General features: G+C 66.6%; 22 protein-coding genes. 12 read left to right on the top strand and 10 right to left on the bottom strand.

The window, feature by feature from the left end; all coding sequences use genetic code 11:
• Positions 1-111: 111 nt before the first annotated feature.
• Positions 112-855 (top strand): rhomboid family intramembrane serine protease, encoded by a 744-nt coding sequence (locus DDT93_RS01190; RefSeq protein WP_109464728.1) that lies wholly within the window; start codon positions 112-114, stop codon positions 853-855.
• Entirely contained in the window at positions 852-1,232 is a 381-nt protein-coding gene (locus DDT93_RS01185) for a GFA family protein (RefSeq protein ID WP_109463962.1), read from the top strand. The genes DDT93_RS01190 and DDT93_RS01185 overlap by 4 nt, the downstream gene beginning before the upstream one ends.
• On the opposite strand, the gene DDT93_RS01180 is transcribed toward DDT93_RS01185, so the two are convergent.
• Positions 1,233-2,018, bottom strand: coding sequence for an inositol monophosphatase family protein (locus tag DDT93_RS01180; RefSeq protein WP_109463961.1), 786 nt, complete (start codon positions 2,016-2,018; stop codon positions 1,233-1,235).
• Between the two features lie 148 nt (positions 2,019-2,166).
• Here DDT93_RS01180 and DDT93_RS01175 point away from each other — a divergent pair, with 148 nt between their 5' ends.
• Complete coding sequence (locus DDT93_RS01175; RefSeq protein ID WP_109463960.1) at positions 2,167-3,207, top strand: NADP-dependent oxidoreductase; 1,041 nt, start codon at positions 2,167-2,169, stop codon at positions 3,205-3,207.
• Positions 3,208-3,225: 18 nt separating this feature from the next.
• Here DDT93_RS01175 and DDT93_RS01170 read toward each other — a convergent pair whose 3' ends face one another.
• Together DDT93_RS01170 and DDT93_RS01165 are read right to left on the bottom strand one after the other, a co-directional pair.
• A complete protein-coding gene (locus tag DDT93_RS01170) occupies positions 3,226-4,194 on the bottom strand; it encodes a ketopantoate reductase family protein (RefSeq protein WP_109463959.1) in 969 nt (322 codons plus the stop codon).
• 13 nt (positions 4,195-4,207) lie between these two features.
• Positions 4,208-5,113, bottom strand: coding sequence for a LysR family transcriptional regulator (locus DDT93_RS01165; RefSeq protein ID WP_109464727.1), 906 nt, complete (start codon positions 5,111-5,113; stop codon positions 4,208-4,210).
• 93 nt (positions 5,114-5,206) lie between these two features.
• On the opposite strand from DDT93_RS01165, the gene metF reads away from it, so the two are divergent.
• Positions 5,207-6,073 carry a methylenetetrahydrofolate reductase [NAD(P)H] gene (gene metF, locus DDT93_RS01160; protein WP_109463958.1) on the top strand — a complete coding sequence of 289 codons (867 nt, stop codon included), beginning with the start codon at positions 5,207-5,209 and terminating at the stop codon, positions 6,071-6,073.
• 57 nt (positions 6,074-6,130) lie between these two features.
• Positions 6,131-6,610: a PaaI family thioesterase gene (locus DDT93_RS01155; protein ID WP_109463957.1), complete on the top strand. Its 480-nt coding sequence runs from the start codon at positions 6,131-6,133 to the stop codon at positions 6,608-6,610.
• Between the two features lie 2 nt (positions 6,611-6,612).
• Here DDT93_RS01155 and DDT93_RS01150 read toward each other — a convergent pair whose 3' ends face one another.
• The 3 genes from DDT93_RS01150 to DDT93_RS01140 form a co-directional block, all read right to left on the bottom strand.
• Positions 6,613-7,350, bottom strand: coding sequence for an SDR family oxidoreductase (locus DDT93_RS01150; RefSeq protein WP_109463956.1), 738 nt, complete (start codon positions 7,348-7,350; stop codon positions 6,613-6,615).
• A gap of 90 nt (positions 7,351-7,440) precedes the next feature.
• Complete coding sequence (locus tag DDT93_RS01145) at positions 7,441-8,523, bottom strand: DUF2235 domain-containing protein (protein WP_109463955.1); 1,083 nt, start codon at positions 8,521-8,523, stop codon at positions 7,441-7,443.
• Positions 8,501-10,798 carry a xanthine dehydrogenase family protein molybdopterin-binding subunit gene (locus DDT93_RS01140; protein WP_109463954.1) on the bottom strand — a complete coding sequence of 766 codons (2,298 nt, stop codon included), beginning with the start codon at positions 10,796-10,798 and terminating at the stop codon, positions 8,501-8,503. Before DDT93_RS01140 ends, DDT93_RS01145 begins: the two co-directional genes overlap by 23 nt.
• A 163-nt stretch (positions 10,799-10,961) precedes the next feature.
• Here DDT93_RS01140 and DDT93_RS01135 point away from each other — a divergent pair, with 163 nt between their 5' ends.
• Positions 10,962-11,582: an HD domain-containing protein gene (locus DDT93_RS01135; protein WP_109463953.1), complete on the top strand. Its 621-nt coding sequence runs from the start codon at positions 10,962-10,964 to the stop codon at positions 11,580-11,582.
• Between the two features lie 174 nt (positions 11,583-11,756).
• On the opposite strand, the gene DDT93_RS01130 is transcribed toward DDT93_RS01135, so the two are convergent.
• On the bottom strand, positions 11,757-12,725 hold the full coding sequence (locus DDT93_RS01130; RefSeq protein WP_109463952.1) for a zinc transporter ZntB: 969 nt from the start codon (positions 12,723-12,725) through the stop codon (positions 11,757-11,759).
• A gap of 137 nt (positions 12,726-12,862) precedes the next feature.
• On the opposite strand from DDT93_RS01130, the gene DDT93_RS01125 reads away from it, so the two are divergent.
• Together DDT93_RS01125 and DDT93_RS01120 are read left to right on the top strand one after the other, a co-directional pair.
• Positions 12,863-16,048 (top strand): valine--tRNA ligase, encoded by a 3,186-nt coding sequence (locus tag DDT93_RS01125; RefSeq protein ID WP_109463951.1) that lies wholly within the window; start codon positions 12,863-12,865, stop codon positions 16,046-16,048.
• A gap of 138 nt (positions 16,049-16,186) precedes the next feature.
• A complete protein-coding gene (locus tag DDT93_RS01120) occupies positions 16,187-16,519 on the top strand; it encodes a DnaJ family domain-containing protein (protein ID WP_109463950.1) in 333 nt (110 codons plus the stop codon).
• A gap of 129 nt (positions 16,520-16,648) precedes the next feature.
• On the opposite strand, the gene DDT93_RS01115 is transcribed toward DDT93_RS01120, so the two are convergent.
• Together DDT93_RS01115 and DDT93_RS01110 are read right to left on the bottom strand one after the other, a co-directional pair.
• Positions 16,649-17,725 (bottom strand): NAD(P)H-dependent flavin oxidoreductase, encoded by a 1,077-nt coding sequence (locus DDT93_RS01115; protein ID WP_109463949.1) that lies wholly within the window; start codon positions 17,723-17,725, stop codon positions 16,649-16,651.
• Positions 17,726-17,815: 90 nt separating this feature from the next.
• Positions 17,816-18,598: a crotonase/enoyl-CoA hydratase family protein gene (locus tag DDT93_RS01110; RefSeq protein ID WP_109463948.1), complete on the bottom strand. Its 783-nt coding sequence runs from the start codon at positions 18,596-18,598 to the stop codon at positions 17,816-17,818.
• A 131-nt stretch (positions 18,599-18,729) separates the two neighbouring features.
• Between DDT93_RS01110 and DDT93_RS01105 the strand changes: the two genes are divergently transcribed.
• From DDT93_RS01105 to DDT93_RS01095, 3 genes are all read left to right on the top strand, one after another.
• Complete coding sequence (locus DDT93_RS01105; protein WP_109463947.1) at positions 18,730-19,128, top strand: YbaN family protein; 399 nt, start codon at positions 18,730-18,732, stop codon at positions 19,126-19,128.
• Between the two features lie 64 nt (positions 19,129-19,192).
• Positions 19,193-20,299, top strand: a complete 1,107-nt coding sequence (locus DDT93_RS01100; RefSeq protein WP_109463946.1) for a pyridoxal phosphate-dependent aminotransferase — start codon at positions 19,193-19,195, stop codon at positions 20,297-20,299.
• A 69-nt stretch (positions 20,300-20,368) separates the two neighbouring features.
• The gene (locus DDT93_RS01095) at positions 20,369-20,551 is read left to right on the top strand and encodes a histidinol phosphate aminotransferase (protein ID WP_109463945.1); all 183 of its coding nucleotides are present in this window, start codon (positions 20,369-20,371) and stop codon (positions 20,549-20,551) included.
• 6 nt (positions 20,552-20,557) lie between these two features.
• Here the strand turns inward: DDT93_RS01095 and DDT93_RS01090 are convergent, their stop codons facing one another.
• On the bottom strand, positions 20,558-21,766 hold the full coding sequence (locus DDT93_RS01090; RefSeq protein WP_109463944.1) for a pyridoxal-phosphate-dependent aminotransferase family protein: 1,209 nt from the start codon (positions 21,764-21,766) through the stop codon (positions 20,558-20,560).
• 163 nt (positions 21,767-21,929) lie between these two features.
• On the opposite strand from DDT93_RS01090, the gene DDT93_RS01085 reads away from it, so the two are divergent.
• Positions 21,930-23,819, top strand: coding sequence for an ABC transporter ATP-binding protein (locus DDT93_RS01085; RefSeq protein WP_109463943.1), 1,890 nt, complete (start codon positions 21,930-21,932; stop codon positions 23,817-23,819).
• Positions 23,820-23,824: the final 5 nt, after the last annotated feature.

The raw sequence follows: 23,824 nt of genomic DNA, 5'->3' as shown, positions 1-23,824 counted from the left end.
CGGGGCTGCACTTCCTGCCGAGTTCCGAACCAACCGCCAGTCATGCCCCTTTGGTGATTGCACGACGCCTTCCCGCTTGACCCGGGCGCGCTTTGGGCGAACTCTGCGCCCATGTTTCCGATACGCGATCATAACCCCTCGGGGCGTACGCCCTATGTGACCTATGCCCTGATCGTGGCGAATGTCCTCATATTCATCAGCTACATTGGCCTCCTGGGCGACGATCAGGCGGTGCGCGAGATCCTTGCCGACTACGCGGTGATCCCCGCCAGCATCACCTACGGCGAGGGCTACGACACGCTGATCAGCTCGATGTTCCTGCACGCGGGCTTCATGCATATCGCGGGCAACATGCTGTTTCTCTGGATCTTCGGCGATAATCTCGAAGACGAGATGGGGCATGTCGGTTTTCTGCTGTTCTACCTCGCCTGCGGGATCGGGGCCGGGCTGATCCACGTAGCCTCGGCCCCCCAGTCGATGGTTCCGACGGTCGGGGCCTCCGGTGCCATCGCGGGCGTCCTTGGTGGGTACCTGCTGCTCTTTCCGCGCGCGCGGGTCGACGTGCTGGTCATCTTCATCATCTTTTTCCGCATCTTCTCGCTCCCCGCCTTTATCATGCTCGGGCTCTGGTTCGGGCTTCAGCTGCTGGGTGGCGTCGGCTCCACCGCAGACTCGGGGGGGGTTGCCTACTGGGCGCACATAGGCGGCTTCGTCCTTGGCATGGTGCTGACCCTGCCCCTATTCCTGAAACGTGGCGGAACCCGCTACTGGAGCCGGACCGATGGCCACCCGCCGCATCCTCAGGCGGACTATGGCGCGGTGCGGTCGAACATCCCGCGGGTGCCGCGGCGATGACCGCTCCCGTTACCGTTCGCGCGTCCTGTCACTGCGGGGCTGTTGTCCTGACCGCCGATCTGCCCCGGGGGCTTACGGCCCCGGCCCGCTGCGACTGTTCCTTCTGCCGACGGCGGCAGGCCGCGAACGTCAGCGCGCGCACCGACACGGTGACCATCGTGCAGGGGGCCGAGAACCTCACGCTCTACAGCTGGGGCACCGGCACGGCAAAACACTATTTCTGCAAGACCTGCGGGATCTATACCCACCATCAGCGCAGGTCGGACCCCGATGAAACCGGGATCAACCTTGGCTGTATCGAGGGGGCGAACCCCCGCGATTTCGATCCGATTCCGTGGAACGACGGGGTGAACCACCCCTCCGACAGAAGGGGCTGATCAGCCGCGGATCACCTTGGCGAACTGTTCGAAGATCGCTTCGTTTGCCGCGATCACGTCGCCGTCCTCGACGACGTTGCCCTCGGGGTCGATCCCCTGAACAAAGCCGCCTGCTTCCTTGACGATGATCACGCCCGCCGCCACGTCCCAGGCGTTCAGGCGGCGTTCCCAGAAGCCTTCGTAGCGGCCGGCCGCCACATAGGCGAGGTCGAGCGCTGCGGCGCCCCAGCGGCGCACACCGGCACAGGCCGGCATCAGGCGCGCAAGGTCCTGGAGGGTAAGCGGAAGATCGGCGCGGCCACCGAAGGGCACGCCGGTTGCAAAGATGCTCTCGATCATGCGGTGACGGCTCGACACCCGCAGGCGGGTATCGTTCATCCATGCGCCCGCACCCTTCTCGGCAAAGAACATCTCGTCCTTGGCAGCGTCATAGACCACACCGGCCACGATCTGGCCCTTGTGCTCCAGCGCGATCGAGATGGCCCAGTGCGGCAGACCGTGCAGGAAGTTGGTTGTGCCATCCAGCGGGTCCACGATCCAGCGCCGGGTCGGATCCTCGCCCTCGGCGCCGCCGCCTTCCTCGCCCAGCCAGCCGTAGGTCGGCCGCGCCCCCATCAGCTCTTCCTTCAGGATGTTCTCGGCGGCGATGTCGGCCCGGCTCACGAAGTCGCCCGCGCCCTTCATCGACACCTGGAGGTTTTCCACCTCGCGGAAATCCTTGACCAGCGACCGGCCCGCCTTGCGGGCAGCCTTGATCATGATGTTGAGATTGGCGCTGCCTATCATCGCTTCATTCCTCTTGGATCAGGGCGGGCGTATACGCTGACCGTCGCCTCTTGCCAAGTGGCACGACGCCGCGTTGCGGGCATAGCCCCCTTGCCAAGTGCGGGACCAGAGGTCACCGTCCCGCCAAGCACAAAGGAGGAGCCACAGAATGACCGAACAAATGCACCACGTTGCACTCGCCAGCCGCCCCGATGGCGCGCCGACGGCGGAGAATTTCCGTTACGAGGCGCGGCCCATGCCGGAACCGGCCGATGGCGAGGTGCTGGTCAAGGTGCATTACATGTCGCTTGATCCCTACATGCGCGGCCGCATGGACGATGCCGACTCCTATGCCAAGCCGGTTCCCGTGGGCGGCACCATGGAGGGCGGCGCTGTGGGCGAGGTCATCGCGTCCAAGAGCGACCGGTTCAAGCCGGGTGATTTCGCCTTTGGCATGTTCGGCTGGGCGTCGCACGGCTGCCTGCCCGCCAATCAGTTGCGCAAGGTCAACCCGGCGCACGGCTCGATCACCACGTCGCTGGGCGTTCTGGGGATGCCGGGGCTGACGGGCTGGTACGGCCTTACCGAGCTTGGCAAGCCGAAGGCGGGGGAAACACTGGTGGTGGCCGCCGCGACCGGCCCGGTGGGCTCGATGGTGGGCCAGATCGCCAAGTCGCGCGGGCTGCGCGTGGTCGGCGTTGCCGGGGGTGCGGACAAGTGCAAGATGGCGGTCGAGACCTTCGGGTTCGACGCCTGCCTCGATCACCGCGCCTATGCCACGGCGAAGGACCTGAAGGCGGCGCTGAAGGCCGAGTGCCCGGACGGCATCGACATCTACTTCGAGAACGTGGGCGGCAAGGTTCTGGCGGCGGTGATGCCGCTGATGAACAACTTTGGCCGTATCCCGATCTGCGGCATGATCAGCTGGTACAACGCGGGCGGCCTCGGCGCCGGCGCGGCAGACGCGGACATCACCGGTCCGAACCTCTGGCGGACCATCCTCGTGCGGTTCCTGTCGGTCAACGGCTTCATCATCTCGAACCACTTCGACCGCATGGGCGACTTCCTCGCCGAGGTCGGCCCGAAGGTCGCCAGCGGCGAGATCGCCTATGTCGAGGACGTGGCCGAGGGGCTGGAGAACGCCCCTGCGGCCTTCATGTCGATGTTGAAAGGCGGCAACATGGGCAAGCAGATCGTCAAGGTTGCCTGACCAACGGTGCGCGCCGGGTCAGAGACCCAGCGCCGCCTTGACCTCGTCGCCGTCGATGCTGCCGGGGGCCAGCCCCTCGCGCAGCATCCGCGCGGCGAGCGCCATCATGTAATCGTTCGCCGGGGTCGCCACGCCGTGCAGACGGCCCAGCACCACGATCTCGCCGTTCAGGAAGTCGGTCTCGATCGAGCCGACATTGCGCGCGAGGCTCTGCGCCGTTGAGCTGCCGACGCGGTCGACACCGGGGATATCGCGCATCTGCATCAGATCCTTGCGGCGCGGATCGGACGCCCCGACATCCTGCCAGTCGATGCCCGCAGCGCGCAGCACCGCCTCGCCCTCGGCTATCAGCAGCGCGCCGACAGCCTTGGCCGCCGCCCCCTCGCCCAGCGCGGCGCCGGAGATGTTCCTGAGGTTCATCAGCAGCTTGCCGTACTTCGGGCGCATGACGTCCTCGGAGAGGAAGGGCGCGAAGTTGCAGTGCCCCAGCGCCTCGACCAGCGCTTCGTCGGCAGCATCGACGCCGCCGGGAAAGCGGCCGATCTCGAACAGGCCGAACTTGGGTCCGGCGAAGACGGCAACCTCGCCCGGCACCACGTAGTCGGCCGGCAGCATCACCGTCACCCCGTGCACGTTCGGAAAGCGGCGCAGCACGCGGCGCTCGTTCTCCACCCCGTTCTGGGCGCAGAAGATCGGCTGATCGGTCACGCCCGCAGCACGAAGCTGTCCAAGAGCCGCCTCGGTGTCCTGCCCCTTGACGGTCAGCAGGATGGCATCGTCCGGGCGGAACGCGATTTCGGCGGGATCACCGACGCAATCGAATGCCTGGGTATAGGTGAGCTCCGGCGTGCGGACCGTCAGCCCCTTGTCCCGGATCACCTCCAGCTGGCGGCCGCGCGCGATGCCGACCACCTCCTGCCCGGCGCGGGCCAGTTCGGCCGCAATGGTTCCACCGATGGCGCCGACGCCATGCACGATGACCCTCATGCCTTGATACTCCTCAGGCTGTTTGCAGTTTGCGCGCTTCGACGCGCGCAAGGTCGATGAGCTTGCGCATGAAGGGCTTTTCCCGGTCCTCGCTGCGCACCGCCGCGTAGAGCCTGCGCGTGATACCGGCTGCCGTCAACGGACGGGTCACGTAATCGGAGGAATACTTGACCTCCCGCACGACCCAGTCCGGCAAAACGGCAACGCCCCGGTTGGACGCAACCAGAAGCAGTATGACCGCCGTCAGTTCGACCTGCCGCACCGATCCGGGCTCGACCTTGGCCGGGATCAGAAGCTGGCTGAACACGTCGAGCCGCGAACGCTCCACCGGATAGGTGATCAGGGTCTCCCCCCGGAAATCCGTCGCCTCGACATAGGCCTTCGACGCCAGCGGATGCTGGGCCGAGGCCACGAAGACCGGGGCATAGTCGAAGAGTTCAATGAACTCGACGCCGGGCAGGTCCTCGGGATCGGAGGACACCACGAGGTCGACCTCTTCCTTCATCAGCGCGGGCAACGCGTCAAAGGCAAGGCCGGGGCGGATATCGACATCCACGTCGGGCCATTCCTTGCGGAAGCCCTCGAGTACCGGGAACAGCCATTCGAAACAGGCGTGGCATTCGATGGCGATGTGCAGGCGTCCGGTCTTGCCATCGCGCAGATTGTCGAACTCGGCCAGCGTCGCCTCGACCTGCGGCAGGATCTGGTCGGCGAGCCGCAGCAGGCGCATCCCCGCGGCCGACAGCGTCATCGGCTTGGACCGGCGCACAAAGAGCTCCACCCCCGCCTGCTCTTCCAAGCCCTTGATCTGATGGCTCAAAGCGCTCTGCGTGATGTTCAGCTGATCGGCCGCGCGGGCCAGCCCTCCAGCTTCGTGGATGGCCTTGATCGTCCTGAGATGACGAAACTCAAGATGCATCATGCGGTTCAACTCATGTTGTTGTTGAGTAATATGAGTTTGTCTCACAAACGCCGACATGCAACAAGAGGTCAAATCAGAAGGGTTGAGTCCATGTCCGCGCCTAAAGTTTCTTTCGAGTTCTTCCCGCCTCAAACGCTCGAGGCGTCGTTCCGGCTGTGGGATACGGTCCAGACCCTCGCGCCGCTGGATCCGCGTTTCGTCTCGGTAACTTACGGGGCCGGCGGCACCACCCGTGACCTGACCCGCGAGGCGGTTGCCACCTTGCACAAGTCGTCCGGCCTCAACGTCGCGGCGCACCTGACCTGCGTCAACGCGACCCGGGACGAGACCCTCGCCATCGCCGACGGCTTTGCCGAGGCGGGCGTCAGTGAAATCGTGGCCCTGCGGGGCGACCCGCCGAAAGGGTCGGGCGCGTTCCAGCAGCACCCGGGCGGCTTTGCCAACTCGGTCGAACTGATCGAGGCGCTGGCCGCGAAGGGCAAGTTCACCATCCGCGTCGGCGCCTACCCCGACAAGCACCCCGAGGCTGCAAACGCCCAGGCCGATATCGACTGGCTGAAGGCCAAGCTTGACGCCGGCGCTGACGAAGCCCTGACCCAGTTCTTCTTCGAGGCCGAAACCTTCCTGCGGTTCCGCGATGCCTGTGCCAAGGCCGGGATCGACAAGAAGATCGTCCCCGGCATCCTGCCGATCGAGAACTGGAAAGGCGCGTCGCGCTTTGCCCGCAACTGCGGCACCGTCATTCCGCAATGGCTGGAAGACGCCTTCGAGACCGCGATCCGCGACAACCGGCAGGACCTGCTGGCAACCGCCGTCTGCACCGAGCTGTGCAGCGACCTGATCGACGAAGGCGTGGACTCGCTCCACTTCTACACGATGAACCGCCCGGAACTGACCCGCGACGTCTGTCACGCCCTGGGCGTCACGCCCAAGGTCTCGCTGCAGAACGTCGCGTAATGGCTTGTCCATCGCGCACCTCTTGCTAGGCTCCGGCCGCATAGAGGGAGGTGCGCCATGAACATTGCCAAGAGTCCGGATGACCTGCTGTCCCAGGCCGAAGTGCTGGGCCTGTCGGGCCTCGAATTCATGCAAGGCATCGTGGAAGGCCGCCTGCCCGGGCCACCCATCGGCGCGACCATGGGCTTTCACCTGCACGAGGTCGAAGAACAGCGGGTGGTCTTTCGCGGCACCCCCGAGTTCAACGTGACCAACCCGCTGGGTACGGTGCACGGCGGCTGGTACGGCACACTGCTCGACAGCGCGATGGCCTGCGCGGTGATGACAAGCATCCCGCGCGGCTCGGTCTACACCACGCTCGAATACAAGATTAACATCCTCCGCCCCATCCCTCTGGGCAGCACCGTGGACTGCATCGGACAGACCGACCATGTCGGTCGCTCGACCGGCGTCGCCCACGGCGAGATTCGCGGGGTCGAGGACGGGCGGCTCTATGCCACCGGGTCCACGACCTGCATCGTCATGAAGATCGCCTAAGCCTAGTCGAACCCGCGATAGAACCGGTTCCACGTGGGCGAGACCAGGATCTCGTTCAGACAGACGTGGGCCGGGGTCTCGGCCACGAAGCGCACGGTGCGCGCAAGATCCTCGATCTGGAGCATCCGAGCCATCTGTTCCTCCGAGGGCGGCACCGGGCGGGTCTTGAGAATGTCGGTTGCCACTTCGCCGGGCATGATCACGGTCGAGCGGATGCCGTGGCCGCCCTCTTCCTCGTTCACCGATTCGCTGAGCGCCAGCACCGCGCGCTTGGTGGCGTTGTAGGCCGCGCCCGTAAGGCGGGTGGCATAGCGGCCCGCCCAGCTGGAGATCAGGATCAGGCTGCCCCCGCCCTGTGCCCGCATCCCGGGCAGCACCGCGTGGACCGGGTAGAAAACCCCGTTGAGATTGACGTCGACGACCTTGTCCCAGCCTGCCCGGCTCAGGGTGCCCAGCGCACGTTCCGGCACGTTCAGGCCCGCGCTTGCCACGAGGATGTCCACCCGGCCGATCCGCCCTGCGGCATCCGCCACCGCGTCGCCGTCAGCGGTATCGAGCGGTTCGACCGTCGCACGACCGCCAGCGGCCCGGACCTCGTCCGCCACCTGCTCCAGCGGATCGCGGCGGCGCCCCGAGAGGATGACTTCGGCCCCCGCTTCCGCCAGTGCCCGCGCCGATCCGGCGCCGATGCCGCTCCCCGCGCCGGTGATCCATGCGCGTTGTCCCTGCAATGTCGACATCCTCTTCCTCCCTGCTGCCGTCGGCGGAGGATAGGATGCCCCCGGCCCCGGCGGCAACAGCGGCAATGCCCTGATCGGTAATCGAAGCGCTCAGCCCGGCTGGCTCGCGCCGTGGTGCAGAAACCCGAGGCCGTGCGGCACCGGATAGTCCTGCGGCCGCACGGTTTCGTGCAGGCGCTCGGTGGCGTCGCGCCCGACGATCCGCGCCTTGCGCAAAAGGAAGATCTTGCCCCATGACCGCCAGGTCCCCACCGAGGGCGCGTCCTTGTCGGTGTAGAAACGATTGCGCCAGCCATCCGGCAACGGCAGGCCGCACTCCGCCGCGCGGTCCAGCATCCAGACAAGCGAGATGTTCGCGAGGGGCCGCGCCGCCTCGAACCCGCCCAGTTGCCCCCCGACATCACCATGCGCCCCGCGGAACCAGACCTGCTCGACCCGGCCCGGGAACACGTCTGGGCATTCCCACATCACCGGCTCGAACACTTCGCGCGTCTCGTTCAGCGCCAGCGCATGAAACCCGTTGCGAATGGAGCGCCCAAGCTGATGGTTGTGAAAGGAATGCGCCTGCTCCGCTGCCTTCCAGAAATAGGGCAGCCGCAGCCCCAGCGCCTTGACCGTGTCCCAGACGCCGACCATCTCGATCGGCACCACATCATGGCAATAGCGCCGCACGAAGGCCTGTTCGGAGTCGCTGTTCCCGCCCATCTGGTAGTGGCGATAGGCCGTGCGGATGTTGCGGACATTCGCGTGCTCCGCCTTGACCAGGCCGACCTGGTCGATCACCCCGGCAAGCGAACGCACGGCATAGGCGCCGCGCGAGTAGCCCATGAGGTAAATGCGGTCGCCCGGGTGGTAGTGCGAGGCGAGATAGCCGTAGGCGCGGCGGATCTGACGATTGATGCCGCGCCCCATGAGCACGTCGAGGGTGCCGCGCCAGCTTTGCCACTGCACCCCAGCCTCATAGTAGACCGACACGGCAGAGCCCATTTCCGAGCATAGCCTGTAGGTCACGCCGGCATGCGTCTCGTAGCCGGCTTCGAGGGTCGACATGGTCCCGTCGAGGACAATGACGATCGTCCGCGGACCGCGCAGCCGTGCCCTTGGCGAGTGCTCCTGCCGGAGCGGGCGCGCGATCCAGCCGAAGAGCCGTCTACTCAGCCGCGATAGGTTCATCCTTCAACAAGTCCCAAACTCGTGACGCGGTAAAGGGCATGTCCACCTGGCGCACACCCTTGTCCCAGAGCGCATCCTGTACGGCATTCGAAATGGCGGCCAACGCGCCCACCGTCCCGGCCTCGCCACAGCCTTTCATGCCCATCGGGTTGGCAGTGGAGGGAACGGGCTCTGGGGTGAACGAGATCATCGGCACATCCGACGCCCTAGGCATACCGTAATCCATGAAGGTGGCGGTCAGCAACTGCCCCTCGTCATCGTAAACAGTGTGTTCCACCAGCGCCTGGCCGATCCCCTGAACCACCCCGCCATGAACCTGACCTTCGGCCAGCAAGGGGTTGATAAGGTTTCCGAAGTCATCGACGACAGTGTACTTCTCGACTGTCACCAGCCCGGTGTCCGGGTCGATCACGATCTCGCAGAAGTGAGCGCCGTTGGGATACGAGCGGCCCGGCAGCGTCGCGCGCGCCTCGTGACTCAGTAGATCGCTCCGCCCGTCGGCGCGCGCCATCTCCGCCGCTTCCAGCATCGTGGGCCGCAGGTTCGAGCCCGGTGCGCTGAACGTCTCGTCATCGAAGCTAACCGCGGACTCCTCCACGCCCATCTTCTCGGCGAGATAGGGGGTGAAGGCCTCGACCATGGTGCTGACCGCAGCCAGCGTCGCATTGCTCTGCGTGGTGACCGAGCGCGACCCGCCGGTGCCGCCGCCCTGCGCGATCAGGTCGGAGTCGCCCTGCACGACACTGATCTTCTCGACCGGGATCCCGGACTGATCCGACAGGAACTGGGCATAGACCGTCTCGTGCCCCTGCCCGTTGCTCTGGGTGCCGACATAGATGCTGGCGGTGCCGTCCTCGTTGAACACCACCTTGGCCCCTTCGGAGGGGTCGCCGAGGATACTCTCGATGTAGAAGGAAAGCCCCCGCCCCCGCAGCAGCCCCTTGGCGGCATCTGCCGCCTGGCGCGCCTCGAACCCGGCCCAGTCTGCCTCTTCCACGCCGCGCATCATCACGCGGGTGAATTCGCCCACGTCGTAGTTTTCGCCCGAAACCGTAGTGTAGGGGAAGTTCGCCGGCGGAATGAAGTTGATGCGGTGCAGGTCCAGCGGGTCTACGCCAAGTTCGCGCGCGGCCCGGTCCATCACCCGTTCCAGCACGTAGATCGCCTCGGGGCGGCCCGCGCCACGGTAGGCATCCACCTGCGTGGTGTTGGTGTAATAGCCCTTCACGTTCAGCCAGGCCGTCGGGATATCATAGGTCCCGGTCAGCACCCGCGCGAAGAGGTTCGACTGGATCGCCTGCCCGAAGTTGGAGTTGAAGGCGCCCATATTCGAATGCGTCACGACCCGGTAGGCGGTGATCTTGTTGTTCTCGTCGAAGGCCAGTTCGGCCAGGGAAACGAGGTCGCGCCCGGCGTGATCGCTCAGCATGGCCTCGGTCCGGTCAGACATCCAGCGCACCGGGCGGTTCAGCGCGCGCGCGGCCTGTGCCACGGCGAAATACTCGGGATAGGGCGCGGCCTTCATGCCGAAACCGCCACCCACGTCGGGGTTGGTGATCCGCACCGCGGAGTCATCGAGGCCCATGGCCTTGGCCAGCGCGCTTTTCATGCCCCAGACGCCCTGCCCGCCAAAGGCCAGGTGCAGCCGGCTGCCGTCCCACTCGGCAAAGCAGCCGCGCGGCTCCATCGGGTTCACGATGACCCGGTTGTCGCCAACCTCGAGCGAGACCACGTTTGCCGCCGCGGCAAAGGCCGCCTCGGTGGCTGCCTCGTCACCCAGGCCGAAGTCATAGGCGACGTTGTCGGGCGCCTCCGGATGGATCGTCTCGCCGCCGGGGGCGAGGTCCAGCTTGACCGGCAGTTCGTCGTAATCGAATTCGATCAGTTCGGCGGCGTCCCGGGCCTGGATCAGCGTCTCGGCGATGACAACGGCGACCGGTTCGCCCACGTGGAACACCTTGCCCTTGGCCAGCATCGGGCGCAGCGGATCTGCCGCGCGGCTGCCATCGCGGTTCTTGATCACCACGCCGGACATCGAGATATCCATCCCGGCGGCTTCGAGGTCCTCCACGGTCAGCACAAGGTGCACCCCGTCGGACTCCCGCGCCGCGTCCACGTCCAGCCCGATGATGGTCGCATGGGCGACCGGGCTGCGGAAGACATAGGCGTATAGCGCGCCTTCCGGGGCGATATCGTCGACATAGCGGCCGTGCCCCGTCAGCAGGCGGATATCCTCGAAGCGGGTAACGGGCTGGCTTTTGCCGAATTTTTCCATGGGAGGGTCCTTCGCGTTTCCGTTGGCCCGGACAGTAGCCGTGGAACGGGCAATGTCCAGAGCATGCGGCCGGTTACGGCGCGCCACGCGCGAGCGGGGATTGACGCTGTCTGTTTGTTGCCCATTCTTCCTGAAAGCTCCCCTGTGACGAAAGGCAGAGACGATGGATCGCGTCAGCTTCACCGCCATGAAGGACGGCACCGCCGAAGATTACGCATTTCTCAACGAGCACGAGGTCGAATATGCCCGAGGCACCGCCGACCGCCTGCTGCGCGCGATGACGGACCTCGACGAGAGCCTCTCGGGCTACCAGATCACGCGACTCGGGCATTCGCTCCAATCCGCGACACGTGCCTGGCGAGACGGGGCCGATACCGACTGGGTCGTCTCTGCCCTGCTCCACGACATCGGCGACATTTACGCGCCCTACAACCACGACGAATACGCGGCAGCGATCATCCGGCCCTTCGTACGTGAACAATGCGCCTGGTGCGTCGCGACCCACGCGGACTTCCAGATGCTGTACTACGGCCACCTTGTCGGCGGCGACCAGCACAAGCGCGACCGCCATGCCGGACAGCCGTACTTCGACGACTGCGCCGAATTCTGCGAGCGCTGGGACCAGTCGAGTTTCGATCCCAACTACGACACCCTGCCCCTGACGTTCTTTGCCCCCATGGTGCAGGAGGTATTCGCCCGCCCTGCCTATGACCCGGCGGTCATTCGCCCGGGCGAACGTGTGGCGCTGCAGAACCCCGAAACCGCAGCGGTCCGCGCCGGGTAACGCACCCGGCCCACGCCCCGCAGGGATTCACGATCCGGACCGGCCCCGGTCAAGGCAGGGGGAAACAAGCCGGAGCCGGCCGGGATCGTGAGGCCTGCGGCGGCACCGGAGAAACGCCGGTGCACGCTCCTCCGTTCTAACCTGTGCGAATTAAGGAAAGATTACCGCACCTGGCTACTTCAGCAGTCCGATCCGGCGGAATACCCAGTACTGCAGGATCGCCAGCACCACCAGCAGCCCGCAGACCACCCAGAAGGCATTGCCGTCGGCCGCGCCCGGAATGCCGCCCACGTTGATCCCCAGCAGCCCGGTCAGCAGGCTGAGCGGGAGGAAGATCGCGGTCACCACCGAGAGTACCAGCATCTGCCGGTTGGTCGCCTCGGCCCGCAGGTCCATGATCTGATCGTGCACCACTTCGGCGCGGTCGCGGATGGCATCCAGCGCCTCGGTCAGCCGCGTTACCCGCTCGGTCGCCTCGCGCAGCCGCTCGCGCGCATGGGCGGAAATCCACGGCATGTCCTCGATGGCGAAGGTGCTCAGCGCGTCCTTCTGCGGGTACATGTAGCGCCGCAGCATGATCGACACCCGCCGCACGTCTGCCAGTTCGGACCGCGCGGGCGGTTCGCCCGTCGCCTCGAACGCGTCCTCGAGGTCGTCGATCTGTTCGTTCAGTTCGGCCACGATCGGTTCCGCCCGATCCGCCAGCCTGAGCGCCAGACGCGACACCAACTCGCCCGCGTCGCGCGGGGCAATGCTGCGCGCAAACGCTTCGTGCACGTCGGACACGGCCAGCAGGTTGCGCCGCTGCAGCGACACCACCAACCCGCCCGAGGCCCAGATCCGCAGCGAAACCATGTCTTCGGGCTCTGCCCCTTCGGCAAGGTTGACGCCGCGCAGGTTGATCAGCAGGCCCTCCTCGTGGACACTGCAGCGCGGCCGCGTCTCGGGCGCGTCCAGCGCCTCGCGCACCACGAAATCCAGCCCGCAGTCCTTCAGCCAGTCCATCTCGGCCTGCTCCGGCCGGTTGAGATGGATCCAGACAAAGCCCTTCTCCTGCACCAGGTCCTCGGCCTTGCGCCCGGACACGTCGATGGGTTTCGCGTCGCCTTCGCCGTCGCAACGGAATGCAAACATCACCGCCATGCGTCTCTCCTCGTCAACCTTCCGTGCAACTTGGAGCACTGCATGGGGTTTTTCCACGCCGAATTGACGCGCACTCGGCCTTTCCCTCGCGCCCCGCATTCGCTAGATGAAGCGCGGACCGAAAAGGGATCGTGACGATGGCGATGGAAAAGACATTCGATGCGGCTGAAGCCGAAAGCCGCCTCTACAAGGCCTGGGAAGAAGCGGGTTGCTTTACGGCGGGGGCAAATGCCAAGCCCGGAGCCAGCAGCTTCTCCATCATGATCCCGCCGCCGAACGTGACCGGCTCGCTGCACATGGGCCACGCTTTCAACAACACGCTGCAGGACATCCTTATCCGCTGGAAGCGGATGCAGGGCTTCGACGTGCTCTGGCAGCCCGGCACCGACCACGCGGGCATCGCGACGCAGATGGTGACCGAGCGCGAGATGGCAGCCAACCAGGAACCCTCGCGCGCCGAGATGGGCCGCGACAAGTTCCTCGAGCGGGTCTGGCAGCAGAAGGTCAAGTCGCGCGGCACCATCATCGGCCAGCTGAAACGCATCGGCGCCTCCTGCGACTGGTCGCGCGAGGCCTTCACCATGTCGGGCGCCCCGCAGGCTCCCAAGGGTGAGGACGGCAACTTCCACGACGCCGTCATCAAGGTCTTCGTCGACATGTACGAAAAGGGCCTGATCTATCGCGGCAAGCGGCTGGTCAACTGGGACCCGCACTTCGAGACCGCGATCTCGGACCTTGAGGTCGAGAACCTCGAGGTTGCCGGCCACATGTGGCACTTCAAGTACCCGCTGGCCGGGGGCGAGACCTACGAGTACATCGAGAAAGACGGGGACGGAAACGTCACCCTTCGCGAGACGCGCGACTACATCTCGATCGCCACCACGCGCCCCGAAACCATGCTGGGCGACGGCGCGGTCGCGGTTCATCCGTCGGATGAGCGCTATGCGCCAATTGTCGGGAAACTCTGCGAGATCCCGGTCGGCCCCAAAGAGCACCGCCGCCTGATCCCGATCATCACCGACGAATACCCGGACCCGACCTTCGGCTCGGGCGCCGTGAAGATCACCGGCGCGCATGACTTCAACGACTACGGCGTCGCCAGCCGCAACGACATCCCGATGTACCGCCTGATGGACACCCGCGCGCAGATGCGCGCCGATGGCGCCGACTACGCCACTTGCGCCGCCCGCGCGCAGGAGATCGCGAACGGCGCAGAATTCACCGAGGCCGAAGTCGACACGCTGAACCTCGTCCCCGACGAGATCCGCGGCCTCGACCGCTTCGAAGCCCGCAAGCAGGTGGTCGCGCAGATCACTGCCGAGGGGCTGGCTGTCATGGTGCCCACGCCCGCCTCTGCACCCGCCCCGGCCTCCGCGCCGGGAACTCTCGGTGACGAGGCCCCGGGGCAAGCCCGGGGCGAGGGTGAAGCCCGGGGCGACGACGAGGTCGTCCTCGTTCCCCTCGTCGAGAACAAGCCGATCATGCAGCCCTTCGGCGACCGCTCCAAGGTGGTCATCGAGCCGATGCTGACCGACCAGTGGTTCGTCGACACCGCCAAGATCGTCGGCCCGGCGCTCGACGCGGTCAAGGACGGCACGGTCAGGATCCTCCCCGAGAGCGGCGAGCGCGTCTATTACCACTGGCTGGAAAACATCGAGCCCTGGTGCATCTCGCGCCAGCTCTGGTGGGGCCACCAGATCCCGGTCTGGTACGGGCTGGACCTCGGCACCCACCGGTTCCATGACGACGAGGGCGATGGCGACCTCGACGCCGTCGAACTGGGCCGCCTGCTGAACGATGGCGGGATGCTCCATGCCGGCGAAGTCGCCCATTGCGGTGCCTCGCTCGAGGCGGTCACCAAGGCCTTCCTGCACGAGCTGGACGACACCCCCACCCCGATCAACCACTCGCGCATCGTCGAAGTGGCGGACAAGCACGCGGCCATCGAGGCTCTGGCCGAGAGCCTTGCACAGTACAACGTCACGCAGGACCCGACCAAGCTGGTCTACCCGATCTGGCGCGATCCCGATGTGCTCGATACATGGTTCTCCTCGGGCCTCTGGCCGATCGGCACGCTCGGCTGGCCCGAGAAGACGCCGGAACTGGAACGCTACTTCCCGACCTCGGTACTGGTCACCGGGCAGGACATCCTGTTCTTCTGGGTCGCCCGGATGATGATGATGCAGCTGGCCGTGGTGGATCAAATTCCGTTCCACACCGTCTACCTGCACGGCCTCGTGCGCGACGCCAAGGGCAAGAAGATGTCCAAGTCGCTCGGCAACGTGGTCGACCCGCTGGAGATCATCGACGAATACGGCGCCGACGCGCTGCGCTTCACCAACGCGGCGATGGCCTCGCTGGGCGGCGTGCTCAAGCTCGACATGGAGCGCATCAAGGGCTACCGCAACTTCGGCACCAAGATCTGGAACGCCATGCGGTTCGCCGAGATGAACGGCGTGTTCGAGGCAGACTATGACGGCGTGCCCCCGGCCACCCAGACCCTGAACACGTGGATCATCGGCGAGACCGCCAAGGTCCGTGCCGAGGTCGACGAGGCGCTGAACCTGTTCCGCTTCGACGATGCCGCGAACGCGCTCTACCGCTTCGTCTGGGGCAAGGTCTGCGACTGGTACGTGGAATTCTCCAAACCGCTGCTGCTGGACGAGAACCCGGCCCGCGAGGAAACCCGCGCAGTGATGAAATGGGTTCTGGACCAGTGCCTGATCCTGCTGCAGCCGATCATGCCCTTCATCACAGAGGAGCTGTGGCAGACCTCGGGCAGCCGTCAGGGCATGCTGATGGTCACCGACTGGCCGACCTACGGCCCCGAGCTGGTGGACGCGGCGGCGGACCAGGAGATGAACTGGGTTATCGCGCTCATCGAGTCGATCCGCTCCGCCCGGGCGCAGATGCACGTGCCCGCCGGTCTGCACATCCCCATGGTGGTGCGCGACATCGACGCTGCGGGCCAGGGCGCCTGGGACCGCAACGAGACGCTGATCAAGCGCCTTGCGCGGGTCGAGAGCCTCACCCCGGCGGCAGAGTTCCCCAAGGGGACCATCACCATCCCCGCCGAGGGCGCGACCTTTGGCCTGCCGCTGGCCGACGTGATCGACATCGGCGAGGAAAAGGCGCGGCTGGAGAAGACTCTCGGCAAGCTGGCCAAGGAGCTCGGGGGCCTGCGTGGCCGCCTCAACAACCCGAACTTCGCGGCCTCGGCGCCCGAAGAGGTGGTCGAGGAAACCCGCGCCAACCTTGCCGCCCGCGAGGACGAAGAGAGCAAGCTGAAAGAGGCGCTCGCCCGACTGTCCGAGTTGGGCTGACCCTGAGACGCTCCCGGAATGCCCGCCCCTTCGGCGGGCGTTTCGCCTTTCGGCAGGTGCAACGCGGCCTTGCCGAACCCACCGGTGCTTCGCTCCCCGGCTTATGCTAGTTTCCAGCCAGAGCCACGGAGACCGCAGATGATCCGCGCCTTTCAGAAACTGATCGAACGCCAGCTGCTCAAGGCCAATGCCGAGGGCAAGCTCTCGGGCCTAGAAGGTGAAGGCAAACCGTTGCCCGACCGGTCGTCAGAGGCGCTGGTCGACCCGGCCATCGCGACCGGCATGCGCATCATGGCCCAGGCCGGCGTCACCCCACCCGAGTTTCCGCTCAAGCAGCAGTTGGACGAGGCCCGAGCCGCCTGGCGCGAGATGACCGATCCCGAGGAAAAGAAGAAGGCCATGGCGCGGATCGCCGACCTCGAAATGCGCTACAACATGGCCCGCGACGCCCGCCGCGCCTTCCTGCGCTAAGGTCCGTCTACCGGACGTTCCGGCAATTCCTCTCCGTCACGCGCACCCGACGAGAGGCGCGGCCACGCCCCCTCATCTTTTCTTCACAAATACTCAAATCCGCGCCCACCGCACGCGTCGCCGCCGGGCTTAGCCAAGCCCCAGAAGCCCGCGCGCCTCGGTCCAGAGGCGGCTTACCAGTTGCTGCGCCCGTTCAGCCGAGGAGAGACCGGCAGACTGCCCCGCCCAGGCCTGCATCCCGTTCAGGTCCCCGCTCCGCCCGGCCTCGCCCCGCATTCGCGCGGTCAGGTTGCGCTGGACCGGATAGGGCGCGGCAGTCGGGGCATCCTCGGCCTCGGCCGCCAGCGCATAGGTGGTCGCGAGGCTTCGCCCCAACCGGCCGGAGAAGGCGCGCGTGGCCACCGTCCCCTCCGGTCTGGCCGCGCCGAGACCATCGGCCCAGACGGAGGGCAGCGCCGCCTCTGGCGTGCGCAGAAGGCCGGTGCCGATCTGTACCGCCGAGGCCCCGAGCATGAAAGCGGCGGCGATCCCGCGCGCATCGGCGATCCCGCCGGTCGCGACCACCGGCAGCCGCACCGCGTCCACCACCGCCGGGACCAGAGAGAAGGTGCCCACCATGCGTTGCGCGGCCTTGTCGGCTTCGAAGGCGCCCCGATGACCGCCCGCTTCCATGCCCTGCGCGACGATCACGTCGGCCCCGGCGGCCTCGGCCTCCAGCGCCTCGGACACGGTCGTCGCGGTGGCGTACCAGCGAATGCCGCGCGCTTTCATTTCGCGGACGAAGGCATCGGGGTAGACCCCCATGATCGAGGATATCACCGCCGGGCCCGCCGCGAGGATCGCCTCGCACTGCGCGTCGAAATCACCCAGCGGCGCCTCGGCATCCTCCGCCGGGACCTCGGGCCCGAACTGGCTCAGGAACGCGCGGACCTCGGCCTCCTGCGCGGCATCGCGCACCGGGTCCGGGTCGGGGATCCACAGGTTCATCTGGAACGCGCCATTGGTCGCGCTCCGCAGGTCGCGGGCCCAGTCGCCGATGGCGTCGGGCGAGAGGGTCAGCGCGCCACAGGCTCCCATGCCGCCCGCGCGGGCCACCGCCGCGGCCAGAGGCACCGGGCAGGCGCCGGCCATCGGGGCCATGAGGATCGGCACGTCGATCCCCTCGCTCCTGCAGAAGCTGTCGATACGGTCTGAAAGCTCGGACATGGGCAAATCCTCCTTGCCCGCCATCCTCGACAGCCAGCGCCGAGCGTCAAGGCCCCGCGCCCCGGCCATGCGCCGGGGCGGGAGCACCCTTTATTTGAACGCGGGTTTACGCCCCTGCATCTGGGCGGCGATCACTTCCATCTGGTCCGGCTTGCCGATCAGCGCCACCTGCTCGCGCGACTCGCTCAGCAGCACGTCCTCGCGGCCTGCCCGCTCGGCCACGTCGATCAGGCGCTTTGCCGCCCGCATGGCCGAGGGGCTGCGCCCCGCGATATCCGCAGCCAGCGTCAGCGCGGCGGCCAGCGGGTCAGTGTCGACCGAGGTCACCAGCCCCCAGCGCTCGGCCTGTTCCGCCCCGACCGGTGCGGCGGTGTAGGTCAGCTGGCGCAGCACGTCCGAGCGCATCAGGCGCGGCAGCAGGGCCATGCCGCCCATGTCGGGCACGAGGCCCCATTTCATCTCCATCACCGCCATCTTGGTGTCGGGATGCGCAATGCGGATATCGGCGCCAAGCGCGAGTTGCAGGCCACCGCCGTAGACCGCGCCCTGCAGGGCGGCGATCACCGGGACCGGGACGCGCCGCCAGATCATCGCGACTTCCTGCATCCGGTTGGCATCGTCGTGGCTGCGCTCCATCAGCCAGCTTTCGGGGTCGACCTGCCCCATCTTGGCAAAGCTCGCGAGATCGAGGCCCGCGCAAAAGCTCTTGCCCTCGCCCGAGAGCACCACGACCCGCGCGTCCGAGGCCGCAACCTCTGCACCGGCTTCGAGGATGGCATCGACCATCGCGTCGTCGAGCGCGTTCATCTTGTCGCCCCGGGTCAGCGTGACCCGTGCAATGTGATCTTCATAGGTGACAGATACCCTCGCCATCGCGGCCTCCCTTCGGCTGTTCCGGCGTCACCCTGCCCCGATTGCGCCCCTTGCGCCAGAGATACGTGGCGGCAGGGTTTGGCAGTTCGCGATAAGCTCCTATGTCTTGCCTCAGCAAGGAAAGGCCCGACATGACCGACACACAGGATGACAGCACCCTGCCCCGCCGCTCGCGGCTTGGCGTGCTGTGGACCACCGCCGGGATTCTGGTCCTTGCTCTGGGGATCATCGGGATCTTCCTGCCGGTGCTGCCGACCACACCCTTCGTCATCGTCGCCGCCTTCTGCTTCAGCAAGGGCTCGCCAAGGCTGCGCCGCTGGCTGGTCACCCACCGCATCTTCGGCCCGATGATACTCGACTGGGAGGCCACCGGCGCGATCCCGCGCGGGGTCAAGTACATGGCCTGCACGATGATGGCGGGATCGTTGCTGATCTGCTGGCTGATCGGCCTGCCCGCCAAGGTGCTGATCCCGCAGGCTGTGCTGATGGGCCTTGGCGCGGCCTATGTCCTGACTCGCCCCGACTGCTGATGCCGCGCCCGCGACACGCTCACCGCTTGCCCAGAGGGCGCGGCTCGGGCATATCTCGCACACCATGACATACCCGCGCTATACCCCGCTCGCCGCCGCCCTTCCCTCGACCGTGCCCTTCGTCGGGCCCGAAACGCAGGAGCGCGAGGCCGGCAAACCGTTCCGCGCCCGCATCGGCGCCAACGAGAACGTCTTTGGCCCCTCGCCCCGTGCGATTGCCGCGATGGAAGCCGAGGCCCGCGAAATCTGGAAGTACGGCGACGCCCAGAGCTATGACCTGCGCAAGGCGCTGGCCGACCGTCACGGCGTTGCGCTCGAAAACGTCATGGTCGGCGAAGGCATCGACGGGCTGCTGGGCTATCTCGTCCGCCTGCTGATCGCACCCGGCGATGCGGTGGTGACCACCGAAGGCGCCTACCCGACCTTCAACTACCACGTCGCAGGCTACGGCGGCACACTGCACAAGGTGCCCTATGTCGACGACCGCGAGGACCCCGCCAGCCTGATCGCCAAGGCGGCCGAGGTGGACGCCAAGCTGATCTACTTCGCGAACCCCGACAACCCGATGGGCAGCTGGCACAACGGCGAGACGGTGCGCGCGGCCCTCGACACCCTGCCCGAGGGCTGCCTGATGCTGGTGGACGAGGCCTATGTCGAGGCGGCCCCCGAGGGCACGGCGCTGGAGATCGACGCGAACGACCCGCGGGTGATCCGGATGCGCACCTTTTCCAAGGCCTACGGCATGGCCGGCGCCCGGGTCGGCTATGCGCTTGCGGCGCCCGAACTGATCCAAGCGTTCGACAAGGTCCGCAATCACTTCGGCATGAACCGGGCCGCACAGGCCGGCGCGCTCGCCGCGCTGCGGGACGACGAATGGCTTGCCCATGTGCTGTCCGAGATCGCGACCTCGCGCGACCGCATCGCTGCCATCGCGCAGGAGAACGGCCTGACCGCCCTGCCCTCGGCCACCAACTTCGTCGCCATCGACTGCGGCCGGGACGGCGCCTTTGCCAAGGCCGTGCTGGACGGGTTGGTGGCACAGGGGGTCTTCGTCCGCATGCCCTTCTCGGCACCGCAGAACCGCTGCATCCGCGTCAGTTGCGGCACCCCGGCCGATCTTGCCGCTTTTGCAGACGCTTTGCCCCGCGCACTTGAAAAAGCGCGCGCCTGAATTCAGGTTTAGCTGGACGTTGACGCATTGGCGCTAAGTTAGGGCTATCCTCCTCCGGAAGGCCCTCTCATGCACGATCATCCGTTCGCCGATGCCCCGAACTTCACCAACCCCGCGCTGGTCATGGCCGGGATCAACCTGCTCTGGATCTTCTTCGCGATCTGGATTGCCTACGGTCTGTTGCCCGTCATCCTGCTGGCGCTGGCGATCAATCACATGATTGACCGCCTCGCCCTTCGTCGCGGAGTCTGACCCGGGTCAGACGCCCGAGATCACCTTGGCGGCGGCCTCGAGGCCGCCCTTGCCGTGCGGGATATCCAGCGCGGTCAGACCGGCCTCGATGCTGCCGAGCAGGCCGAGAATCATCTGGCCGTTCACGTGCCCCATGTGGCCGATGCGGAAGAACCCGTGCCATGCCGGATCGTCGCGTTCGGCCATGCCGAGCCCGATCCCCAGAGTCAGACCAACGTTTTTCGTGACCCACTCCCGCAGCGCGGTGCCGTGCGGCGCCCCGATGCGCAGGGCCGTCACCGCATGGCTGCGCAGCGACCGGTCCTTGATGTTAAGCGCGAGCGGCCCTTCCTGGCTCCATGCCTCGCAGGCGGCCCAGATGGCCTGCGCCAGCCGTTCGTGCCGGGCCCAGACATGTTCCAGCCCCTCGGCGTGGATCAGGTCCAGCGCGGCGCGCAGGCCAAGCAGGTGATGGGTCGGCGCGGTGCCGCCCGAGAACTGGTAGAATTCCTGCGGATTCGAGCGCGGCTTCCAGTCCCAGTAACGGCTGACGCGCGGCATGCGGTCCCGCACCTCCGCCGCCTTGTCGGAGAAGAACACAAAGCTCATCCCCGGCGGCACCATCAGGCCCTTCTGGCAGGCCGCGACCATGACGTCGACGCCCCATGCATCCATCTCGAACACGTCACAGCCGAGCGACGCGATGCAGTCGACCATCAGCAGCGCCGGGTGCCCGGACTCGTCCATCGCCCGGCGCAGCGCGGCGATGTCGTTGCGCACCGAGGTCGAGGTATCCACGTGGGTAGCCAGCACGGCCTTGATGCCATGCGCCTTGTCGGCCACCAGTGCCTCGTGCACACGCGCCGGATCGAACGGACCGGCCCGGCCGAAGTCGATGATCTCGGCCGCCGCGCCCAGCCCTGCCGCCATGTCGGCCCAGCCGTGGGCAAAGCGCCCGGTGGCGGGAACGAGGATGCGCTCGCCCGGGGCAATGACGTTGGACAGCGCCGCTTCCCAGGCGCCGTGACCGTTGGCGATGTAGAACGCCGCGTGCTGATTGGTACGCGCCACACGCTTGAGATCCGGCATCATGCCAAAGGTCATGTCCACGAGATCACCCTCGTAGATATTCGGCGCGGCCTGGTGCATCGCGGACAGCACCGCGTCCGGGATCACCGAGGGTCCGGGAATCGCGAGGTACGTGCGCCCTTGCGCCAACGTTAATTCTTTGGTCATGGTAGGATCCGTGTCTGAACTCGCGGCTACACTACCCGGGTGCCGACCGGCGTCAATGCGGTGAACCGCAGACAGCGCCCGGCCCGAACTTGCACAGCCCCGCGCAGGAGCCTAAATGGCGAAACCGCATACTCTTTTGGCCCCTCGTCCCGAAAGCAGGCCCATGACCTCCCCCGATCTCAAGAAGCCCCCGACCTCGAACGGTGCACCCAAATCCGCGGTCGAGCTGATGGGCTGGCTCTGGGGCGACTACCTCAAGCCGCACCTCGGACTGCTGGGCATCGCGATCATCTTCATGCTGATCGAAGGCAGCATGGTCGGCGCCGTCAGCTACATGATGAAGCCGATGTTCGACCTCGTCTTCGTGGCGGGCAACACCACGGCCCTCGGCTGGGTCAGCCTCGTGTTCCTGGGGATCTTCTGCGTCCGGGGCCTCTCGGGCATGGTGCAGAAGGTCCTGCTGACCCGGATTTCGCAGGAAACCGCGGCAAAGCTCCGGCTCGACCTTCTCAAGCGACTGATGCGGCAGGATACCTCGTTTCACCAGACCCACCCGCCGGGCTTCCTGATTCAGCGCGTGCAGACCGACGTCGCCTCGGTCAACAACATCTGGCGCGCCATCATCACCGGCGCAGGGCGCGATGCGATTTCGCTGATCTTCCTGATCGGCGTCGCAGTGAATATCGACTGGGTCTGGACCCTCGTCATGCTCGTCGGCCTGCCGCTGCTGATGCTGCCCATCGGCGTGGCTCAGCGCTACGTCCGCAAGAAGGCATCGCAGGCGCGCGACCTCGGCGCGGCCCTCGCCACCCGGCTGGACGAGGTCTTTCACGGCATCGTCCCGATCAAGCTCAACAGCCTCGAGGAATACCAGGCCGACCGTTTCGCCGCACATACCCAGACCTTCGTGCGCGCCGAGGTCCGCTCGTCCCTCGGCACCGCCTTCATCACCGCGATGATCGACATCATGGCCGGGATCGGCTTCATGGGCGTCCTGCTCTACGGCGGGTCCGAGATCATCGACGGCGAAAAGACCGTCGGCGAGTTCATGAGCTTCTTCACCGCCATCGGCCTCGCCTTCGACCCGATGCGCCGGATCGCTGCGGTCAGCGGCATCTGGCAGAGCGCTGCCGCCGCTCTGGAACGCCTCAAGGAGCTGATGGACGCCCCGATCCTCGTGCAGCCGCCGACCGACCCCGTGCCCGCCCCCAAGGGCCTGCCCGAAGTCCGGCTCGAAAACGTCTCGCTCAGCTATGGCGACGCGCCGGTCCTGCGCGATCTGAACCTCGTGGCTGAGGCTGGCAAGACCACCGCGCTCGTCGGCGCCTCGGGCGCTGGCAAGTCCACCGTGTTCAACCTGCTCACGCGACTGGTCGACCCGCAGGCCGGGACGGTCCGCATCGGCGGCGCCGACGTGCGCAAGCTCGCCGTTCCCGACCTGCGCGGTCTCTATTCCGTGGTGAATCAGGAAGCGCTGCTGTTCGACGAGACCCTGCGCGAGAACATCCTGCTGGGCCGCACCGATGTCAGCGACGAAGACCTGAAGAAGGTCCTCGACGCGGCCCATGTCTCGGACTTCCTGCCCAAGCTGACCAACGGGCTGGAAACACAGGTGGGGCCGCGTGGCTCTGCCCTGTCCGGCGGCCAGCGGCAGCGTGTGGTCATCGCGCGCGCCCTGCTCCGCGACACGCCTGTGCTGCTGCTTGACGAGGCCACCAGCGCGTTGGACGCGCAGTCGGAGAAGGTCGTTCAGGCCGCCCTCGACAAGCTTGCCGGTGGCCGTACCACTCTGGTCATCGCGCACCGCCTCTCGACCATCCGCAACGCCGACAAGATCGTGGTGATGGACCGGGGCCGCGTTGTTGACGAAGGCACCCACGACGAGCTTCTCGCCCGTGGCGGCACCTACGCCGATCTCTACCGGCTCCAGTTTCAGGAAGGAAAGACGGTCATCGACCCGATCGGCGCCGAGGCCCTGCGGGCCCGTATGCCGCTGGATCACGACCGCCCGCGCACCATCTTTGGCCGCATCGGCCGCCGCATCTTCGGCTAGGTTGC

It is taken from the genome of Albibacillus kandeliae (assembly GCF_003116585.1).
Classification (GTDB): domain Bacteria; phylum Pseudomonadota; class Alphaproteobacteria; order Rhodobacterales; family Rhodobacteraceae; genus Albibacillus; species Albibacillus kandeliae.
This window is presented reverse-complemented; position numbering and strand designations above follow the sequence as displayed.

What these genes read in the sequence shown, in the direction of transcription:
- DDT93_RS01165 (WP_109464727.1), bottom strand. Translation starts at nt 5,113, where the DNA reads ATGCATCTTGAGTTTCGTCATCTCAGGACGATCAAGGCCATCCACGAA.
- DDT93_RS01100 (WP_109463946.1), top strand. Translation starts at nt 19,193, where the DNA reads ATGACATACCCGCGCTATACCCCGCTCGCCGCCGCCCTTCCCTCGACC.
- DDT93_RS01190 (WP_109464728.1), top strand. Translation starts at nt 112, where the DNA reads ATGTTTCCGATACGCGATCATAACCCCTCGGGGCGTACGCCCTATGTG.
- DDT93_RS01170 (WP_109463959.1), bottom strand. Translation starts at nt 4,194, where the DNA reads ATGAGGGTCATCGTGCATGGCGTCGGCGCCATCGGTGGAACCATTGCG.
- DDT93_RS01115 (WP_109463949.1), bottom strand. Translation starts at nt 17,725, where the DNA reads ATGTCCGAGCTTTCAGACCGTATCGACAGCTTCTGCAGGAGCGAGGGG.
- DDT93_RS01120 (WP_109463950.1), top strand. Translation starts at nt 16,187, where the DNA reads ATGATCCGCGCCTTTCAGAAACTGATCGAACGCCAGCTGCTCAAGGCC.
- DDT93_RS01150 (WP_109463956.1), bottom strand. Translation starts at nt 7,350, where the DNA reads ATGTCGACATTGCAGGGACAACGCGCATGGATCACCGGCGCGGGGAGC.
- DDT93_RS01090 (WP_109463944.1), bottom strand. Translation starts at nt 21,766, where the DNA reads ATGACCAAAGAATTAACGTTGGCGCAAGGGCGCACGTACCTCGCGATT.
- DDT93_RS01110 (WP_109463948.1), bottom strand. Translation starts at nt 18,598, where the DNA reads ATGGCGAGGGTATCTGTCACCTATGAAGATCACATTGCACGGGTCACG.
- DDT93_RS01185 (WP_109463962.1), top strand. Translation starts at nt 852, where the DNA reads ATGACCGCTCCCGTTACCGTTCGCGCGTCCTGTCACTGCGGGGCTGTT.
- DDT93_RS01135 (WP_109463953.1), top strand. Translation starts at nt 10,962, where the DNA reads ATGGATCGCGTCAGCTTCACCGCCATGAAGGACGGCACCGCCGAAGAT.
- metF (WP_109463958.1), top strand. Translation starts at nt 5,207, where the DNA reads ATGTCCGCGCCTAAAGTTTCTTTCGAGTTCTTCCCGCCTCAAACGCTC.
- DDT93_RS01095 (WP_109463945.1), top strand. Translation starts at nt 20,369, where the DNA reads ATGCACGATCATCCGTTCGCCGATGCCCCGAACTTCACCAACCCCGCG.
- DDT93_RS01130 (WP_109463952.1), bottom strand. Translation starts at nt 12,725, where the DNA reads ATGGCGGTGATGTTTGCATTCCGTTGCGACGGCGAAGGCGACGCGAAA.
- DDT93_RS01145 (WP_109463955.1), bottom strand. Translation starts at nt 8,523, where the DNA reads ATGAACCTATCGCGGCTGAGTAGACGGCTCTTCGGCTGGATCGCGCGC.
- DDT93_RS01105 (WP_109463947.1), top strand. Translation starts at nt 18,730, where the DNA reads ATGACCGACACACAGGATGACAGCACCCTGCCCCGCCGCTCGCGGCTT.
- DDT93_RS01085 (WP_109463943.1), top strand. Translation starts at nt 21,930, where the DNA reads ATGACCTCCCCCGATCTCAAGAAGCCCCCGACCTCGAACGGTGCACCC.
- DDT93_RS01180 (WP_109463961.1), bottom strand. Translation starts at nt 2,018, where the DNA reads ATGATAGGCAGCGCCAATCTCAACATCATGATCAAGGCTGCCCGCAAG.
- DDT93_RS01125 (WP_109463951.1), top strand. Translation starts at nt 12,863, where the DNA reads ATGGCGATGGAAAAGACATTCGATGCGGCTGAAGCCGAAAGCCGCCTC.
- DDT93_RS01175 (WP_109463960.1), top strand. Translation starts at nt 2,167, where the DNA reads ATGACCGAACAAATGCACCACGTTGCACTCGCCAGCCGCCCCGATGGC.
- DDT93_RS01155 (WP_109463957.1), top strand. Translation starts at nt 6,131, where the DNA reads ATGAACATTGCCAAGAGTCCGGATGACCTGCTGTCCCAGGCCGAAGTG.
- DDT93_RS01140 (WP_109463954.1), bottom strand. Translation starts at nt 10,798, where the DNA reads ATGGAAAAATTCGGCAAAAGCCAGCCCGTTACCCGCTTCGAGGATATC.